We start from the raw sequence: 16406 nt of genomic DNA on the forward strand, positions 1-16406 counted from the left end.
GAGATGACGCTGCTGGTGATCCGCCGCGTGCTGATGTCGATCGTGCTGATCTTCGTCTCGACGCTGACGATCTTCGTGCTGATGTCGCTGGTCCCCGGAGATGCGGCCCAGACGATCCTCGGCGAGAACGCCACCCCGCAGTCGGTCGACTACCTGCGCGAGCAGCTCGGCCTGAACCAGCCCCTGTGGCAGCAGTACGGCAACTGGGTGCTCGGCGTGCTGCGCGGCGACCTCGGCAAGTCGATCTACAGCGGCGAACCGGTCACGAAGCTCGTCGGCGGCCGCATGGGCGTCACCTTCGCGCTCATGATCGGCTCGACCGTCGCCATCGCGATCCTCGGCATCGTGATCGGCCTGGCCAGCGCACTGCGCGAAGGCTGGATCGGCCGCACGATCGACGCCCTGTCGCTGGTGGGCTTCGCGCTCCCGAGCTTCTGGATCGCGATCGTGCTGGTGGCGATCTTCGCCGTCGGACTCCGTCTGTTCCCCGCGACCGGGTACGTGCCCCCGGCCGCGGGGACGGGCCCGTGGCTCAACTCGCTGGTGCTGCCGGTTGCGGCGCTCTCGCTCGGCGGGGTGACGGTCATCGCGAAGCAGATGCGCGACTCGGCCCGCCGCGAGCTGGAGCGCGACTACGTGCGGGTGCTGCGCTCGACCGGCGTCTCGGAGACGCGCATCGTGCTGCTGCACGTGCTGCGCAACGCCTCCATCCCCACCACCACGCTCATCGGGCTCATGGCCGTCGGCGCGCTCAGCGGCGCGGTCTTCATCGAGAACGTCTTCGTCCTGCCGGGCCTCGGCAGCCTCGTCACCTCGGCGGCGACCCGGCACGACCTGCCGGTCATCCTCGGCGTGGGCGTCGCCTTCACCGCGATCGTCATCGTCATCAACCTCGCCGTCGACCTCGCCTACGCCTCCCTGAACCCGAAAGTGCGCCAGAGCCGATGACGTCGCCCACCCTCCCCGTCCTGGCCGGCGAGCCGGCCCCGGTCACGCGCCCGGTCTCCACCGGCCGGCCGCCGTCGGCCTCCCTGACCCGCGCGCTGCTGCGCAAGCCTCTCGGCGTCGCCTCGCTCGTCGTGGTGCTCCTCCTGGTGCTCGCGGCGATGTTCGCCCCGCTGCTATCGCCGTGGGATCCGCTGGCCCAGGACCCGTCCGTCGCCCGCCAGGGTCCGTCGGCGCTGCACTGGCTCGGCACCGACCTCCTCGGGCGCGACCTCCTGACCCGCATCATGTACGGCGGCCGCGACTCGCTCCTGGGCGTCGCGGAGGCGCTGCTGGTGATGCTCGTCATCTCCGTGCCCGTCGGCATCCTCGCCGCCTACATCCGCGGCGCGTTCGACCGTGCGGTGCTGTCGGTCATCGACATCGTGATGTCGATCCCGGCCATCCTCATCACGCTCGCGTCGCTGGCGATCTTCAACAACAGCATGCTCGCCGCCATGATCACGATCGGCGTGCTCGCCTCCGCCGCGTTCACCCGCGTGTTCCGCAGCGCCGTGCTGGCGCAGCGACAGGAGCCGTTCGTGCAGGCCGCCGTGGTGACCGGCCTGCCGACCTCGCTCATCCTCTTCCGGCACGTGCTGCCGCAGGCGCGCGGCACCATCCTCGTGCAGGCGTCGCTGTTCGCCGCAGCCACGCTGGGCATCCAGACCGGTCTGTCGTTCCTGGCCTTCGGGCCGCCGCCGCCCGCGCCCACCTGGGGCGGGATGGTCGCCGAGGCGGCCTCGGCGATCCAGTCCTTCCCCTGGATGTTCGTGCCCACCGGCGGCGTCATCGTCATCGCGACCCTCGCGCTCGGCCTCCTCGGCGACGCCCTGCGCGACGTGACCGCCGAGCAGGTGCAGCAGCGCGGCGCGCCGACGCGCTCCGTCCGCGCGCCCCGCGACGCCGCCCGGCCCGCCGACGCGGTCGAGGCACGTCGACACACCGCCGACCCGCTGCTGGCGGTCGACGACCTCACCGTCGCCTTCGGCGCGGGCCGTGAGCCGCTCACCGTCGTCGACGGCGTCACCTTCGACGTCGGCCGCGGTGAGATCCTCGGCATCGTCGGCGAGTCCGGCAGCGGCAAGACCGTCACGGCGCTGGCGACCATCGGCCTCCTCGGCCGCGGCGGCCGGGTGACAGGCGGCACCGTCTCGTTCGAGGGGCGCACCATCTCCGGCGACGCCGCCGCGATGAAGGCCGTCCGCGGCAGCGGCATCGCCTACATCTCCCAGGAGCCGCTCGTCGCCCTCGACCCCTCGTTCACCGTCGGCTTCCAGATCGTCGAGGTCGTGCGTCGTCACGACAAGACGTCGCGCGCCGACGCCCGCCGCCGGGCGATCGAGCTGCTCGCCTCGATGCGCCTGCCCGACCCCGAGCGCGTGTTCCGCAGCTACCCGCACCAGATCTCCGGCGGCATGGCCCAGCGCGTCGTGATCGCGAAGGCGCTCGCCGGCCGCCCGCGGCTGCTGATCGCCGATGAGCCCACCACCGCGCTCGACGTGACCGTGCAGGCCGAGATCCTCTCCCTGCTGTCGAGCCTGCGCGACGAGACGGGCATGTCGATCATCCTCGTCACCCACGACTGGGGCGTCGTCGCCGAGACGTGCGATCGCACGCTGGTCATGTACGCCGGGCAGCTGGTGGAGGAGGCGAGTGTCGACGCCCTGCTGGGCGCCCCGCGGCATCCGTACACGCGCGGGCTCCTCGCCTCCGACCCGCACGGCGCGCGCCGCGGCGACATCCTCCCCACCATCGGCGGAGTCGTGCCGCCGCCCGGATCCTGGCCCGACGGCTGCCGCTTCGCCGCGCGCTGTCCGCTGGCCACCCCCGAGTGCTCCTCCGGCCCCATCGCCCTGCGCGAGGCCGGTGCAGAGCGGGTGAGCCGCTGCATCCGCATCGGCGCTCTCGTCGACGAGGAGGTCCGCGCATGAGCGACACCACCCCCGTGCTGGAGGTGCGCGACATCCGCGTCGAGTACGGCTCCGGCCGCAAGCGCTCGACGGCCGTCGAGGGCGTCGGCTTCGAGGTGCGCCGCGGGCGCACGCTCGGCCTCGTGGGCGAGTCGGGCTCCGGCAAGACCACGATCGGCATGGCCGTGCTCGGCCTCGTGCCGGTCGCCGCGGGCGAGATCCGCTTCCTCGGCCAGCCGGTCCACGACGTCTCCGCGAAGCGTCGGCGCGAGCTCGGCAAGGTGCGCCAGGTCATCTTCCAGGACCCCTACAGCTCGCTCGACCCGCTGCGCACGATCGGCTACAGCCTCATGGAGCCCGCACGGTTCCATGGCATGACGGCGGATGCCGCGGCATCCCGTGCCCGCGAGCTGGTCGCGACGGTCGGACTCGACGAGGGCGCGCTGGTGCGGTATCCCGCACAGTTCTCCGGCGGTCAGCGCCAGCGCATCGCGATCGCCCGCGCGCTCATGACCGACCCCGAGTTCATCGTCTGCGACGAGCCGGTCAGCGCCCTCGACCTCTCCGTGCAGGCGGACGTGATGAACCTGCTGACGCGTCTGCAGCGCGAACTGGCGCTCAGCCTGCTGTTCATCTCGCACGACCTCGCGATCGTGCGCCAGATCTCCGACGAGGTCGTCGTGCTGCGCGGCGGCCGGATCATCGAATCCGGTCCGACCGAGCAGCTGTTCGCCGCCCCGCGCGAGGACTACACGCGCGCGCTGCTGGACTCCGTGCCCCAGGCCGGGCACGCGTCCCGCCGCTCCACCCCGCTCGCTCAGGAAGAGACCCGCTGATGCCCCACATGCCCGTCGACGATGTGTCGCTCTGGTACGACGAGTTCTCCGGAGAGGGGATGCCGATCCTGGCCAGCGCCTCGTCGTTCGAGCCCGGCGGCTACCCCGAGATCCTGTCGCGCGATCCGCTGGGTCGCCGCGTCATCCAGATTCAGGCCCGCGGATGGGGACGTTCGACCCACCTCGCCGAGACCCCGCCCGACGGCTGGCTCGACACGTGGGCCGACGACGTCTGCCGCGTCGCCGACGCGCTCGGGATCGACCGGTTCGTCTACACGGGCGTCTCGCACGGCGCCGGCATCGGATGGCACCTCGCCCGCCGGCATCCCGAGCGCCTCGCCGCCCTCATCTCCGTCGTCGGGGCCCCGCACGACCGTGCGGGCGGCACCGCCAGCTCGGCCGGTCGCGCGGCGGTCATCGCCGGCCGCAAGGACCCGGACGTGATCCGCGCGCAGTTCGGGAAGCTCGCGGGGTGGACCGACGAGCCGCGTCGCGAGGCCGGCCGCGAGCACATGTTCCGGCGCATGATCGAGAATTTCGCCGGTCAGTCGGAGGAGGAGGCGCGCATCAACCAGGGCAAGCCGTTCCCCGAGGCGCGCACCGACGAGGAGCTCGCCGAGATCTTCCGCTCGATCAGGGTGCCGGTGCTGATCCTCGGCGCTCTGCGCGACGGCGTCATCAGCCCGGAGGCGACGCTGCGCGCCGCCGTCAACGTGCGCGGAGCCAAGGCCGTCCTCTGGGAGGACGAGGGCCACATGATGGCGGGCGAGAGCCCGGCACGCCTGGCGAGGGAGGTCGCCGTCTTCCTGTCCGAGATCGAGGGCTCGGCCCATCCCGCCGACGGCATCGTCTCGGATACCTTCGCTCCATGAACGAGCAGCTGCCCCCTCGCGCCACCAGCCTCGCCACCGACGAGCTGTACTACACGCTCAACCGTCTCTCCCGGTCGATGAACCGCGCCGCCGACGACATCTCGTGGCGGCACGGAGTGAGCCTGGCGGAGTTCAACGTGCTGCTCGTCCTGGCGGAGGGCGTGCTGCTGTCCTCGGCGCAGCTCGCCCGTCGCGCGTTCGTGACGCCCCAGTCGAGCCACCAGGTGGTCTCCACGCTGGTCGCGGGCGGCCTCGTCGAGACCGTCGAGCATCCCACCGACGGCCGCATCAAGCTCGCCCGCCTCACGGACGCGGGCTGGGAGGTGCTGGATGCCGCGCGAGGCGAACTGCGCGTGATGCAGGCCCGTGCGATGTCGGACCTGAGCGAAGCCGACCGCGAGCGGGTGCCCGCCATCCTGGCCACCCTCGCCGAGACCCTCCAGGGCGGCTGGTTCGGCGACGTGGAGGCCGCCGAGGCGGCCGCCGCCCGCCGGCCGCTGCGCGGCACGCTCGCCCGCACCCCCGACATCCGTCCTCTTCCCCACGCCGACAGAAAGAAGCCCTCATGACCGGCGCCCCCCTCGACGGACGTCTCGTCCTGGACCTCACCACCGCCCTCGCGGGCCCCTACGCCACCCTCATGCTCGGCGGCCTCGGCAGCCGGGTGATCAAGGTCGAGAACCCCCACCGCGGCGGCGACAGCTCCCGCACCAACTCGCCCTATGCGACGCGCGACGGCCTGTCGCCGGTCAAGACCGCCGCCGACGACATGTCGGTGTCGATGCTGCTGCGCGGCCGCAACAAGGAGAGCATCTCGCTCGACCTGAAGACCGACGAGGGCCGCGCGGTCCTGATGGACCTCATCGCCCACGCCGACGTGCTCGTCGAGAACTACAGCGCCGGTGTCACCCGCCGGCTCGGCATCGACTACGAGGCCGTGCGCGCGGCCAACCCCCGCCTGGTCTACACCTCGATCACGGGCTTCGGCTCCGACGCGGGCGACGGCGGCAAGGCCATGGACACCATCGTCCAGGCCCTGAGCGGCATCATGATGACCGCGGGAGAGCCCGGCGACAGCCCGGTGCGCTTCGGCCTGCCCATCGCCGACCTGTCGGCCCCGCTCTTCGCCGTCATCGGCACGCTGGCCGCCCTCATGGAGGTCGATCGCAGCGGGGAGGGCCAGCACGTCGACGTGTCGATGCTCGGCGCGATGACGTCGCTCGTCGCCTGCGAGCCGTTCGACGCCTTCGAGTCGATGGGCTACCCCACGCGCACCGGCGACTACGTCCCCCGGCTGGCGCCGTTCGGCACCTTCCGCGCCTCCGACGGCTGGTTCGCCGTGTGCGGGCCCACCGACGCGTTCGCCGCGGGGGTGTTCCGCACCATCGACGCCCCCGAGCTCCTCGACGATCCGCGCTTCGCCGTGCGCGACGCCCGCGTGAGCAACTCCGACGAGCTGCACGAGCGGATGGCCGACTGGGCCGCGCACCGCACCGTCGACGAGGCCGTCACCGCCTTCGAGTCGAACGGCGTGCCGTGCGCGCCCGTCCGTGCCCTCGCCGACGCCGTCCGCGACCCGCGTGTGCAGTCGCGACGCGAGGTGGTCCGCATCCAGCATCCCGACTTCCACGTCGACACCGAGCTCTGGGGCACCGGCGTGCCGATCACCTTCAGCCGCAGCGAAGTGGGTCTCGACCGGCCCGCGCACGCGCTCGGCGCCGACACGCAGGACGTGCTCGAGGAGCTGCTCGGCTACTCCGCCGAGCGGATCGCCGGCCTCGCCGACGCACGCGTCGTATGAGCGGCGCGGCCGTGATCGGCGTCGTCGGGCGGGACGTGCCGATCGAGGTGTTCGACGCGGTCGACGCCCGGGTGCGACGGCTCGACGCGCTGCCGCGGGGCGCTGCCGGGCCCGTCTTCGCGGAGGCCTTCGCCGAGGCGGAGGAGATCCTCGGCACGGGCATCGACCCGGATGCCACGGCCACCCTCGCGCACGTGCTCGCCGACCCGTCGGGTCTCGCCGCGATCGTGCTGTGCAGTGACGCGGATGCCACGCAGCGCCTCTACTACGCCCTGCGCGAGCTCGCGCGGCGAGAGCACGGCCGCGGTCTTCCGCCGATCCACCTCGCCGACGTGCTCCACCTGCCGCGGGCGGCGTCCCTCGCCTACACCGCCGCCGAGGTCGCCCGGCTGCAGGAGGCGCTCGGCGACTGGACCGGACGGCGCCCGTCGGCGGGCGACGTCGCGGACGCCGCACGTGCGCGCGGACAGGTGCGGCGGATGCTGTGGCTGCTGGCCGACCTGCGCCCGGTGGTCAGCGGCGCGGAGTTCGCGGCGCTGCGCGCCCGAGCCGACGAGCTGGCACCCGAGGCGGCGCTCGTCGCGCTGCGGGAGGCCGTGGCATCCACCCGTCGTTCGTCTCCGTCCGACCTGCCGCGCATCGCCCTGACCGGAAGCTCGCAGTGGGGGCCGGCGGTCGTCGAGCGCATCGAGCAGCTCGGCGTGCGGGTCGTCGCCGACGACTGCGCGGGCGGTGCGCTCGGCCTCGAGCTCGACGTGCGCGAGCCGTCGATCGACGGCATCGCCGAGCGCGGCTGGCGCGACGGGCAGAGCGCGCACCGCGGCTCCGCGCCGGAGCGGGCCGCCGCCCTGGCCGTCCGCGCCGAGCGTGCCGGCGCCGCCGCGATCGTCTCCTACGCGCGGCGCCGCGATGACGCCGCCATGTGGGAGGTCGGCACCCTGCGCGCGGCGACCGCACTGCCCGTGGTGGTCGTGCACGAGCAGGCCGCCGGCGACATCGATCTTTCCGTCCTCCGCGACGGACTCGAGCAGATCGGGATGCTGCGATGACCGACGACCGACTCCGCACCGCGCGGGAGGCGCTCCGGCATCAGCGGGAGTGGTTCGCGCAGCTGCGCGCCGAGGCGGAGGCCGGGCGCCCCGTCGCGCTGGTGAACGCCGACGTGCCGCACGAGCTGTTCCGCGCCTTCGATGTGCCCTACATCGTGAACCAGTGGTGGTCGTCGGTGGCCGCCTCCCGGGGCGCCGCCCAGTCGGGCCTGGACGCCGTGGCCCGCGCGGGCCTGCCGCGCGACTCCGAGCCGTACAACACGATCGGCCTCGGGAACGTGCTGAACGGCGACGGGGACGACGTCGCCGGGTGGGGCGTCCTGCCGCGGCCGGCGCTGGTCGCGACCGACCGCACGGGCGATGTCACCGGCAAGCTGTTCGAAGCCTGGCGCGACGTCGTGGGCGTCGAGCTGTTCGCCTTCGAGAGCGCCGTGCAGACGGCGCCGGTCGAGGAGTGGTGGCGCACCGTCGCGGACCAGTGGGAGCACGTGGTCGGCAGCCGCCGCATCGACCTCATGGTCGCCGAGCTGCGGGAGCTCATCCCCGTGCTCGAGCGGATCAGCGGCCGGCCGTACGACGAGACGGCGCTGCGCGAGATCATGCGCCTCGGCAACGAGCAGGCCGAATGGAACCGCCGCACCCGCGACCTCATCGCCGCCGCGCGGCCGCTGCCGGTGCGGGTCACCGACACGATCCCGGCCGTGATGCTGCCGCAGTGGCACCGCGGCACGGAGTGGGGCAGGGACGCCGCGAAGGCGCTGCACGACGAGATCGCCGAGCGGGTCGAGGATGGCCGCGGCGTCGTGGCCGACGAGCGCGCGCGACTGATGTGGATCGGCCGCGGACTGTGGTTCGACATGGACTTCTACCGCCACTTCGAGGAGCAGTACGGCGCGGTCTTCGTGTGGTCGATGTACCTGTCGATCGCGGCCGACGGCTACGCGCGGTACGGCGGCGATCCGCTCCGCGCGCTCGCCTCGCGGTTCATCGGCTTCCCCGAGCGGCTCTACGTCGCACCCGAGGCCACCGAGTGGTACGTCGATCAGGCGCGGCAGCACGGTGTCGACGGCGTCGTGCACCTCGTCTCCGACGACCCCCGCGGCGGGTGGGCGATCACCCGGGCGCTCGAGGAGGCCGGCATCCCGGTGTTCGTGCTGCGCGCCGACAACGCCGACGATTCGGCCTACGACGCGGCATCCGTCCGCTCGCAGGTCGCGGACTGGCTCGCATCCAGCGTCGAGGCGGCCCGCGCGCGGCGCTGACCCGGCGGCGCTGACCGCGCGAGGCACTGACACGGCGGCGCTGACCGGGCGGCGCTGACCCGGCTGACGAGACCTGGGTCTATGGTCGGCGTCGCGCCGGGGACGGATGCTGGGGGTGCGGGGTCGGGTTGACCGCGCGCCCCGACGCCCGAGGAGACCCCATGCACGCTCGCACGCCGCTCGCCGGTGCCGCTCTCCTCGTGGTGGGCGCCTTCCTCTTATCGGGATGCACCGCGCCGAGCCCGAGCGGGCCGACGGCGTCACCCGCAGCATCCACGTCCGCTCCCGTCGCCGCGTCGACGTGCGTCGCCGATCCCGACGCCGCCATCGCCGCGGGGAAGACCGCCGCTCCGACGGGCGAGCTGCCGGCCGACCTCGTGGCGACCCTGGACGCCGCGGCGCAGCAGGCCTTCGACCTCGGCGCGTCGCCGGGCGCCATCGTCGGGGTGCAGACGCCGGAGGGTCGGTGGACGAAGGCCTACGGGCTGGCGGACCCGAAGGCCGGCAACGCGATGGCGGTCGGGATGCACACGCGCATCGCCTCGCTCACCAAGATGTTCACCGGCACGATCCTGCTGCAGCTGGCGCAGGAGGGGAAGCTGTCGCTCGACGACGCCGTCGACCAGTACGTCAGCGGCATCCCGAACGGCGACAGGATCACCCTGGCGCAGCTGGCCGACATGACGAGCGGCGTCAACACCTACACGGCGAACGAGGACTTCATCACGAAGTACTTCGCCGATCCCTCGGCGGTCTACACGCCGGATGAGCTCGTCGCGGCCACCGTCGAGGTCTCGCCGGCGGCCGATCCGGGTGAGCGCTTCCTGTACTCCAACGGCAGCACGATCATCCTCGGCGAGACGATCGAGAAGGTCACCGGCCGCCCGTTCGCCGATGAGCTGAACGAGCGCATCCTCGAGCCGCTGAAGCTGACCTCGACGTCGTGGCCGGGGGACTCGAACGCGATCCCGGAGCCGTTCGCCCGGGGATTCACCCTCAACGGGGATGCTGCGACTCCCGACAACCCGACGGATTCGACCGACTGGAACCCCTCGTGGGCCTGGACGGCGGGCGAGGTCATCTCGACCACCGACGACATGCTCACCATGGGCCGCGCCCTCGGCACCGGCGCCGGCATCCTCGACGACGACATGCAGAGGATCCGTCTCGAGAGCTTTCTCGACCCGTCACAGAGCCCGCCTGCCCCGGGCGCCGGCGGCTACGGACTGGCGATGGGCTGCGGCCAGGGCTGGGTCGGGCACGGCGGCGAGCTCTCGGGCTACAACTCGACGATGTTCTACGACACCGCGACCGACACCACGGTCGTGGTGCAGGCCAACAGCGACATCGCCTCCGGCGGCTGCGAGAACTCGCCGACCCTGCAGGACGACCCGGGCGACGAGGTCTGCGAGGCGCCGGCCGTCCGCATCTTCGTGGCCCTGTCGGGGCTGCTCGGTCAGACCTACGCGCCCCCGCCGCGGTCCTGAGCCGGGTCGCGCGTTTCCCGCGGTCGGCGGGCGGCTCGCACGTTGCGGTGGTCGGCGCTCACCTAACGCGTGCTGCGGGATCCGCCGGGCGGTAGCCGCAGGATGCGTCAGGTGAAGCCTCGGGGCCGGATGCCGCGGCCGCCGGGTGCGGCATTCTTTCGCCTCACCTGACGCACGCTGCGGAATCCGCCGCGCCGTAGCCGCGGCAAGCGTCAGGTGAAGCCGGCCGGCACGCTGTCACGGACGCGAAGGACCCCGGGACGGCGTCCCGGGGTCCTCGTCCTGCGTCGCCGCGATCAGCCGCCGATGGGGGTCGGGTTGGTCGGGTCGGGAGGAACCGGAAGCGAGCCCTTGACGCGGTTCTGGGCCTGGCACTGGCTCGTGCAGTTCGTCGCGCCGGCCGACAGCTCCACGGCGTCCTCGCCGAGCACGCCGCCCAGGCGTCCGCCGGGCTGCACGGTCCAGGTGGTGACGGTCGCCGTCTGGGAGGTCTTCGTGGCGACCTGGGGGCTGTCCTTGCCGAGCAGCATCTGGTGGGCGTTCGCACCGGTGGCGACAGCATCCACTCCGTTGCCGAAGTTGATCTTCCCGGTGTACTGGTTCACGAAGTAGAAGATGCCGGGCGCGAGGGTGTGCACGAGTTCGACGGGACCGGCGAACTCCGGCTCCATCTGGAAGATGCCGCCCTGCGCGCCGTCCTTCGCCTGGACCTTGAGCTTGCCGGCGTTGGTGGTGAGGATCGCGACGAGCGCGTCGTCCTTGATCTCGAGCCTGCTCAGGCGCACTCCCGCGCGCTGTGCGGCGGAAAGGGTCGGCACCTTCGAGGCGAAGATCACGGTCGGCGAGGTGACCATGCGCTGCGTGTCGGGCGCTCCGGTGAGCGTGTAGTCGTACACGCCGAGCGTGCGGGAGTCGATGGTGAAGGAGTTGTTGCGACCCGACACCGTGATCAGGCCCGAGACCGCCACGTCCTGGAGCTTGACGTCCTTGCCGGCTGCGGGGTTGTAGGTGGTGCCGTTGACGGTCACGGCGTAGTCGCCGCCCGCGGAGGTCGTCTTGGCCTCCGCGGCGCCGGCGCCGGCCAGCACGACGGCGGCTGCGGCGAAGACGGCGGCCGCGGCGAGGACGCCGCGACGTGCCAGGGGAATGCTTCTCATGCTCTTCTTCTTTCTCACAGGATCGGTGGGGGGAGCAGCACTCACCCTCCCCGTCGCCGGTGGGCGCGGACAATCGGACGTTGGTACTACGACCAAGGTGCAATGGCGGATGCTGCGCCTCCCCGCGAGGCTGGGATGCACGATGCGGACGAGACGTCCGATCACCCGTGGCGACCGGCCACAATATCGGAGAGGGAGAACCATGAGGAATCGACTGCTGGTGGGCGGTGCGGCACTGGTGCTGGTGGCGGCGCCCGCGGTCATCGGGCTCTGGGGCAACACCTCCTTCGCCCAGTCCGTGCCGGTGCGGGTGCCGGCGTCGGGTCAGGTGCAGACCGCGGTGCCGGTCTCGTCCGCGACGCCGACAGCGTCGCCGTCGCCGTCCGGGGCGACCGACGACCACGGCGGCGACGTGCCGCGCGACCAGCGCACCGAGCCGGGCGACGACCGGCGCGCGGACGGCGGCGACGACTTGGGCGGTCTGGACTCCGGCTCCGCAGGCTCGTCGGGCTCGTCCGGCTCAGACGACGCGGGGTCGGACGACCATGGCGGGTCCGTCTCCGACGGCTCCGGCTCAGGTGACTCCGGCTCCGGCTCGGACTCCGGCTCGGGCGACTCCGGGTCGGGCGACGCGGGTTCGGACTCCGGTTCCGACGACTCCGGTTCGAGCGGCCATGGCGGCTCGGGCTCGGGCTCGGGCGATTCCGGCCACGGCGGGTCGGACGACCGCTCGGGCTCCGGCGGTCACGGGTCGGACGACGGCGGATCCGACAACGACGGTTCCGGAGGCGACCACTGAGCATCGATTCCGCACCTGATGCGCCCCCGATCGACACGTCGTCGACCGGGGGCACAGCCGCGCCCCCATCCGCCGTTCCCTGGACGCGCCTCGTCGAGGCCCCGTCACGCGAGGCCGCGTCGCGTCGGACGCCGACCGCGCGCACCGTCGCCCTGCGCCTGGCGGCGGGCCTCGCGGCCGTCCTCATCGCGGTCGGGCTGCTCGGCGCATTCGCCGCGCAGTGGCTCGCCGAACGCGAGGCCGTCAACGACGCCGCCACCATCGCGGACGTGCTCGCCGAAGCCGTGGTGCAGCCGGCGGTGACCGACGCGCTCGCCGACGGAGATCCTGCGGCCGCGGAGGCGTTGGACGCGCTCGTGCGCAGCAGGGTCCTCGGCGACGAGGTCACGCGGGTGAAGATCTGGAGCCCCGAGGGCGAGGTGCTCTACGCCGACGAGCCCCAGCTCATCGGCCGTACGTTCCCGCTCGACGAAGCCCAGCGCGAGGCGCTGTCAGATCCGCAGACGCGCGCCGACATCAGCGACCTCGACGAAGCCGAGAACGAGTTCGAGACGGGCGGGCGCCTGCTCGAGGTGTACCGCCCGGTGTGGACGCCCGACGGCCGGCAGCTCCTGTTCGAGGTCTACTTCCCGTACGAGCCGGTCGCCGCCCGCGCCGAGGGGCTCTGGCGCGGGTTCGCCGGCGTCACCACGAGCAGCCTCCTGCTGCTGGTCGTGCTGACCGCGCCGATCGTGTGGCGTCTGCTCCGGGGGCTGCGCACGGAGGAGAGGCGGCGCACCGCCCTCCTCGAGCACGCCGTCGACGCCTCGGACGCGGAGCGCCGGCGCATCGCCGGATCGCTCCACGACGGTCCTGTTCAAGAGCTGATCGCGACCACCTTCGCCGCCGAGAGCGCGGCGGGTGAGGCGGTCCGCCGCGGCGACGAGGGCACCGCTGCGCAGCTGCGCGGGGTCGCAGCATCCGTCCGGGGCAACATCCGCGTGCTCCGCTCGCTGCTGGTCGACATCTACCCGGCCGGACTCGCGGCGGCCGGCCTCCCGCAGGCGCTCGACGACCTTGCGGCCACCACGCGCACGCGCGGCGTGGACGTGCGGGTCACCATCGCGCCCGACCTGCGGCCGCTGACGGCCGAAGAGGAGCGGCTCGTGCACCGCATCGCCCAGGAGGTGCTGCGCAACGTGGCCGCGCATGCCGCGCCGTGTCGCGCCCGCGTCGATCTGCGCGGTGCCGCCGGCGGCGACGTGCGGCTGGAGGTCTCCGACGACGGACCCGGGTTCGACGTCGCGCAGGTCGCCTCGCGGCCGGCGGAGGGCCACCTCGGCACCCGGGTTCTCATCGACCTGGCGACCGAGGCGGGCGCAGAGCTGTCGGTGGCCGCCGCTCCGGGCAGCGGCGCCGCCTGGCGTCTGCGCATCCCGGCGGGCGCGTCTTACCGCGAGGGGGGCGGGACATGATCCGGGTGCTCGTCGCCGACGACCACGCCATGGTGCGCGAGGGACTGTCCGCCGTGCTCGCCGGCGACGGCGACATCGAGGTGATCGGGTCGGCCGCCCACGGCGCCGAGGCGATCGCCCTCGCCGTCGAGCTCGAACCCGACGTCGTCGTGATGGACCTCTCGATGCCCGTGATGGACGGCATCCAGGCGACGCGGGGCGTGCGCGGGCGGGTTCCGTCGACGCGCGTGCTGGTGCTCACGTCGTTCTCCGACCGGGCGCGCGTGCGGCAGGCCATCGAGGCGGGCGCGACCGGGTATCAGCTGAAGGACGCCGAGCCGGCCGACCTGCGCGCCGCGGTGCGCGCCGTCGCCGCTGGCAACGTCCCCTTCGACCCGCGCGTCGCGGGCGCGCTGCTCCCGACGGCCCCCGCGGAGGACGGTCTCAGCCCGCGCGAACGCGAGGTGCTGCGGCTGGTCGCCCGGGGCTACGCGAACAAGCAGATCGCGACCGAGCTCGGCATCGCCGAGCGCACGGTCAAGGCCCACCTCGGCAGCGTCTTCCGCCAGATCGACGTCGTCGACCGCACGAGCGCCGCCATCTGGGCCCGCGACCACCTGCCCGCCGCCGACTGAGTCGCCGCGGCATCCGCTCGTCCTGAGTTGACGCTTCCTGCGGAATTGACCGCCCGCTTCCCGCAACAGGCGTCAGGTGAGCAGGGCAGCGGATGCCGCGGCGTGAGGCAGCGGCTAGCGCGGCGCGCCGGGCCGGTCATAGGTGTGGCCGAGCGCCGTCGAGATGGCCGTCGCCACCCGCAGCGCGGGGGAGCTGCACGGCTGGTCCGACGCCGGGTTGTCGGTCAGCGTGGCACCGACCGGGCAGTCGCCCGACGGGATGTCGCTGTTGGTCAGGGCGATGAGCGTGGTGTCGGTCGTCGTGTCGTAGAACATGATCGTGTTGAACCCCGGCAGCTCGCCGGTGTGGCCGATCCACCCACCCGCGCAGGTGAGGGCCAGGCCGTATCCGGAGTAGTCCGAGAAGCCGGACAGCCGCTCGCGCTGCACCTCGGGCGAGAGGAGCCCGGATCCGGTCGCCTGGTGACGGGCGTAGGTCAGCAGGTCGCCCGCGGTGGAGATCAGCTCGCCGGCGGTCCATCCCCACGAGGGGTTCCACTCCGTCGCATTGGTGGGCGAGTCGGGGGTGGCGTCGTTGCCCTGCAGCGTGAAGCCCTGTGCGTGCGGCGACGGGAAGTCGGCGGTCGTACCCGGCCAAACGGTGTTCGACAGCCCGAGCGGCTCGATGATCCGCTGCCGGATCACGTCGTCGTACGACTCCCCGGTGATCTTCTCGATGACCTTGCCGATCAGCACCGTGTTCGTGTTCGAGTAGTCGAAGTCGGTGCCGGGTGCGAACGCCGGCGGCAGCGCGAGGCCGATGGCTTCGAGCTCGTCCGGCGACCAGACCCGCACCGGGTCGTCGAACAGCGACTTCTGGAAGGCCTCGTCCTTCGTGTAGCTCGACAGTCCGCTGGTCATGTTCAGCAGCATGCGCAGTGTCACCTGGTCGCCGTTCGGCACCCCGTCGAGATAGTCCGACACGGGGTCGTCGAGGCTCGCCTCGCCCTCATCGATGAGCTGCAGCAGCAGCGTGCCGGTGAAGGTCTTGCTGATCGAGCCGACGCGATGGTGCATGTCGGTCGTCATGGCCTCACCGGTCGCCGGGTCGGCCACGCCGTAGGCCTTGAGGAAGAGCCCGTCCGGAGACTGCACGCCCACGATCACGCCGGGCGCCGCGGCATCCTTCAGTCCTTGCTGCGCGGCCGCGTCGATGGCGGATGCCGCGGCCTCCGGCATCGGCGTGCTCGGCAGGTCGGCGGTGCGGGCGATGACGGCGTCCGGATCGCCGACGCACTCGGAGGCCGCCGCCGGCGTCTCCGAGCCGGTCGGTGCCGCCGAGCCGGTGGGCGACGGGCTCCCCCCGCCCGCCGCGCACCCGGCCAGCAGCAGCGAGCCGATCATCAGAGCGACGACCGCCGCGCGCCTGTTCCTCATGGTCCCCCCAGGTGTCATCAGGTGTCGTGTACAGCCTGACCCGCGGCATCCGCTCGTGCCATAGACCTGGGTCCCGCATGGCGGACCGGCGCGATCGGCTACACCGCCGCGATCGGCGATGTCGGCACGCACCTCGACGCCCCCGCGCCCGTCGCCACCGTAGGCACGACGAAGGCCCCCGCCGGAGCAGGGGCCTTCGTCGAACAGGAGGCGGATCAGTCGTCGGAGACGGTGACCGTCACGTCGATGTTGCCGCGGGTGGCGTTGGAGTACGGGCACACCTGGTGCGCGGCGTCCGCGAGGGCCTGGGCCTCGTCGTGGGCGAGTCCGGGGATGACGACCTCGAGCTCGACGGCCAGCTTGAAGCCGCCCTCGCCGTTGTCGCCGATGTGCACGCGCGAGCCGACGCTCGTGTCCTCGATCTTGACCTTCTGCGCGCGGGCGACGGCCTGCAGCGCACCGTGGAAGCAGGCCGCGTAGCCGGCGGCGAAGAAGGCCTCGGGGTTCGGCGCGCCGCCGGGGCCGCCCATCTCGGTGGGGACGCGGACGTCCGTGTTGATGATGCCGTCCTTGGTGGCGACGTGGCCGTCGCGGCCTCCGCCGGTGGCGAGTGCTTCTGCGGTGTAGATGGCTTCCATGTGGATGTCCTTCCGGGTCAGGAGGCGGTCGCCTCAGGGGTCGTGCGCAGGCCCTCGGTGAGGGTGTGCAAGGCGGAGATGAGGTTGTGGGCGGAGTCGAGGTCGAGTCCGGTGCAGGAGAAGA

15 protein-coding genes are annotated in these 16406 nt (G+C 72.6%); 12 read left to right on the plus strand and 3 right to left on the minus strand.

The genetic code is table 11. The features are described 5' to 3' along the window. The first annotated feature begins 3 nt into the window (after positions 1 to 3). The 9 genes from ABC304_RS18055 to ABC304_RS18095 all read left to right on the plus strand — a co-directional run bounded on the left by ABC304_RS18055 (position 4) and on the right by ABC304_RS18095 (position 10204). Complete coding sequence (locus ABC304_RS18055) at positions 4 to 948, plus strand: ABC transporter permease (RefSeq protein WP_127097041.1); 945 nt, start codon at positions 4 to 6, stop codon at positions 946 to 948. Beyond that, positions 945 to 2918, plus strand: a complete 1974-nt coding sequence (locus ABC304_RS18060) for a dipeptide/oligopeptide/nickel ABC transporter permease/ATP-binding protein (RefSeq protein ID WP_412933078.1) — start codon at positions 945 to 947, stop codon at positions 2916 to 2918. Before ABC304_RS18055 ends, ABC304_RS18060 begins: the two co-directional genes overlap by 4 nt. After that, positions 2915 to 3733 (plus strand): ABC transporter ATP-binding protein, encoded by an 819-nt coding sequence (locus ABC304_RS18065; protein WP_412933079.1) that lies wholly within the window; start codon positions 2915 to 2917, stop codon positions 3731 to 3733. Before ABC304_RS18060 ends, ABC304_RS18065 begins: the two co-directional genes overlap by 4 nt. Next, positions 3733 to 4605 carry an alpha/beta fold hydrolase gene (locus ABC304_RS18070; RefSeq protein ID WP_412933081.1) on the plus strand — a complete coding sequence of 291 codons (873 nt, stop codon included), beginning with the start codon at positions 3733 to 3735 and terminating at the stop codon, positions 4603 to 4605. Before ABC304_RS18065 ends, ABC304_RS18070 begins: the two co-directional genes overlap by 1 nt. Further along, complete coding sequence (locus tag ABC304_RS18075; protein WP_412933082.1) at positions 4602 to 5174, plus strand: MarR family winged helix-turn-helix transcriptional regulator; 573 nt, start codon at positions 4602 to 4604, stop codon at positions 5172 to 5174. Before ABC304_RS18070 ends, ABC304_RS18075 begins: the two co-directional genes overlap by 4 nt. Further along, a complete protein-coding gene (locus tag ABC304_RS18080; protein WP_412933084.1) occupies positions 5171 to 6406 on the plus strand; it encodes a CaiB/BaiF CoA transferase family protein in 1236 nt (411 codons plus the stop codon). Before ABC304_RS18075 ends, ABC304_RS18080 begins: the two co-directional genes overlap by 4 nt. Further along, complete coding sequence (locus ABC304_RS18085; protein ID WP_412933086.1) at positions 6403 to 7455, plus strand: 2-hydroxyacyl-CoA dehydratase family protein; 1053 nt, start codon at positions 6403 to 6405, stop codon at positions 7453 to 7455. The genes ABC304_RS18080 and ABC304_RS18085 overlap by 4 nt, the downstream gene beginning before the upstream one ends. Continuing rightward, positions 7452 to 8717 (plus strand): 2-hydroxyacyl-CoA dehydratase, encoded by a 1266-nt coding sequence (locus ABC304_RS18090; RefSeq protein WP_412933088.1) that lies wholly within the window; start codon positions 7452 to 7454, stop codon positions 8715 to 8717. The genes ABC304_RS18085 and ABC304_RS18090 overlap by 4 nt, the downstream gene beginning before the upstream one ends. Before the next feature lie 161 nt (positions 8718 to 8878). Continuing rightward, the gene (locus tag ABC304_RS18095; protein ID WP_412933090.1) at positions 8879 to 10204 is read left to right on the plus strand and encodes a serine hydrolase domain-containing protein; all 1326 of its coding nucleotides are present in this window, start codon (positions 8879 to 8881) and stop codon (positions 10202 to 10204) included. Between the two features lie 296 nt (positions 10205 to 10500). On the opposite strand, the gene ABC304_RS18100 is transcribed toward ABC304_RS18095, so the two are convergent. Continuing rightward, on the minus strand, positions 10501 to 11361 hold the full coding sequence (locus ABC304_RS18100; RefSeq protein ID WP_412933091.1) for a hypothetical protein: 861 nt from the start codon (positions 11359 to 11361) through the stop codon (positions 10501 to 10503). Positions 11362 to 11563: 202 nt separating this feature from the next. On the opposite strand from ABC304_RS18100, the gene ABC304_RS18105 reads away from it, so the two are divergent. The 3 genes from ABC304_RS18105 to ABC304_RS18115 all read left to right on the plus strand — a co-directional run bounded on the left by ABC304_RS18105 (position 11564) and on the right by ABC304_RS18115 (position 14228). Further along, positions 11564 to 12160 carry a hypothetical protein gene (locus ABC304_RS18105; protein WP_412933092.1) on the plus strand — a complete coding sequence of 199 codons (597 nt, stop codon included), beginning with the start codon at positions 11564 to 11566 and terminating at the stop codon, positions 12158 to 12160. A 269-nt stretch (positions 12161 to 12429) separates the two neighbouring features. Next, positions 12430 to 13614, plus strand: coding sequence for a sensor histidine kinase (locus tag ABC304_RS18110; protein ID WP_412933094.1), 1185 nt, complete (start codon positions 12430 to 12432; stop codon positions 13612 to 13614). Further along, a complete protein-coding gene (locus ABC304_RS18115; protein ID WP_412933096.1) occupies positions 13611 to 14228 on the plus strand; it encodes a response regulator in 618 nt (205 codons plus the stop codon). Before ABC304_RS18110 ends, ABC304_RS18115 begins: the two co-directional genes overlap by 4 nt. A 114-nt stretch (positions 14229 to 14342) precedes the next feature. Here ABC304_RS18115 and ABC304_RS18120 read toward each other — a convergent pair whose 3' ends face one another. Both ABC304_RS18120 and ABC304_RS18125 read right to left on the minus strand, forming a co-directional pair. Then, the gene (locus ABC304_RS18120) at positions 14343 to 15644 is read right to left on the minus strand and encodes a serine hydrolase domain-containing protein (RefSeq protein ID WP_412933097.1); all 1302 of its coding nucleotides are present in this window, start codon (positions 15642 to 15644) and stop codon (positions 14343 to 14345) included. A 215-nt stretch (positions 15645 to 15859) separates the two neighbouring features. Then, positions 15860 to 16282, minus strand: a complete 423-nt coding sequence (locus ABC304_RS18125) for an organic hydroperoxide resistance protein (protein WP_412933099.1) — start codon at positions 16280 to 16282, stop codon at positions 15860 to 15862. Between the last annotated feature and the right edge of the window lie 124 nt (positions 16283 to 16406).

Origin of the sequence: Microbacterium jepli (genome assembly GCF_047237905.1) — a bacterium.
Taxonomy (GTDB): domain Bacteria; phylum Actinomycetota; class Actinomycetes; order Actinomycetales; family Microbacteriaceae; genus Microbacterium.

What these genes read in the sequence shown, in the direction of transcription:
- ABC304_RS18115 (WP_412933096.1), top strand. Translation starts at nt 13,611, where the DNA reads ATGATCCGGGTGCTCGTCGCCGACGACCACGCCATGGTGCGCGAGGGA.
- ABC304_RS18065 (WP_412933079.1), top strand. Translation starts at nt 2,915, where the DNA reads ATGAGCGACACCACCCCCGTGCTGGAGGTGCGCGACATCCGCGTCGAG.
- ABC304_RS18100 (WP_412933091.1), bottom strand. Translation starts at nt 11,361, where the DNA reads ATGAGAAGCATTCCCCTGGCACGTCGCGGCGTCCTCGCCGCGGCCGCC.
- ABC304_RS18105 (WP_412933092.1), top strand. Translation starts at nt 11,564, where the DNA reads ATGAGGAATCGACTGCTGGTGGGCGGTGCGGCACTGGTGCTGGTGGCG.
- ABC304_RS18120 (WP_412933097.1), bottom strand. Translation starts at nt 15,644, where the DNA reads ATGAGGAACAGGCGCGCGGCGGTCGTCGCTCTGATGATCGGCTCGCTG.
- ABC304_RS18095 (WP_412933090.1), top strand. Translation starts at nt 8,879, where the DNA reads ATGCACGCTCGCACGCCGCTCGCCGGTGCCGCTCTCCTCGTGGTGGGC.
- ABC304_RS18055 (WP_127097041.1), top strand. Translation starts at nt 4, where the DNA reads ATGACGCTGCTGGTGATCCGCCGCGTGCTGATGTCGATCGTGCTGATC.
- ABC304_RS18085 (WP_412933086.1), top strand. Translation starts at nt 6,403, where the DNA reads ATGAGCGGCGCGGCCGTGATCGGCGTCGTCGGGCGGGACGTGCCGATC.
- ABC304_RS18075 (WP_412933082.1), top strand. Translation starts at nt 4,602, where the DNA reads ATGAACGAGCAGCTGCCCCCTCGCGCCACCAGCCTCGCCACCGACGAG.
- ABC304_RS18090 (WP_412933088.1), top strand. Translation starts at nt 7,452, where the DNA reads ATGACCGACGACCGACTCCGCACCGCGCGGGAGGCGCTCCGGCATCAG.
- ABC304_RS18060 (WP_412933078.1), top strand. Translation starts at nt 945, where the DNA reads ATGACGTCGCCCACCCTCCCCGTCCTGGCCGGCGAGCCGGCCCCGGTC.
- ABC304_RS18070 (WP_412933081.1), top strand. Translation starts at nt 3,733, where the DNA reads ATGCCCCACATGCCCGTCGACGATGTGTCGCTCTGGTACGACGAGTTC.
- ABC304_RS18125 (WP_412933099.1), bottom strand. Translation starts at nt 16,282, where the DNA reads ATGGAAGCCATCTACACCGCAGAAGCACTCGCCACCGGCGGAGGCCGC.
- ABC304_RS18080 (WP_412933084.1), top strand. Translation starts at nt 5,171, where the DNA reads ATGACCGGCGCCCCCCTCGACGGACGTCTCGTCCTGGACCTCACCACC.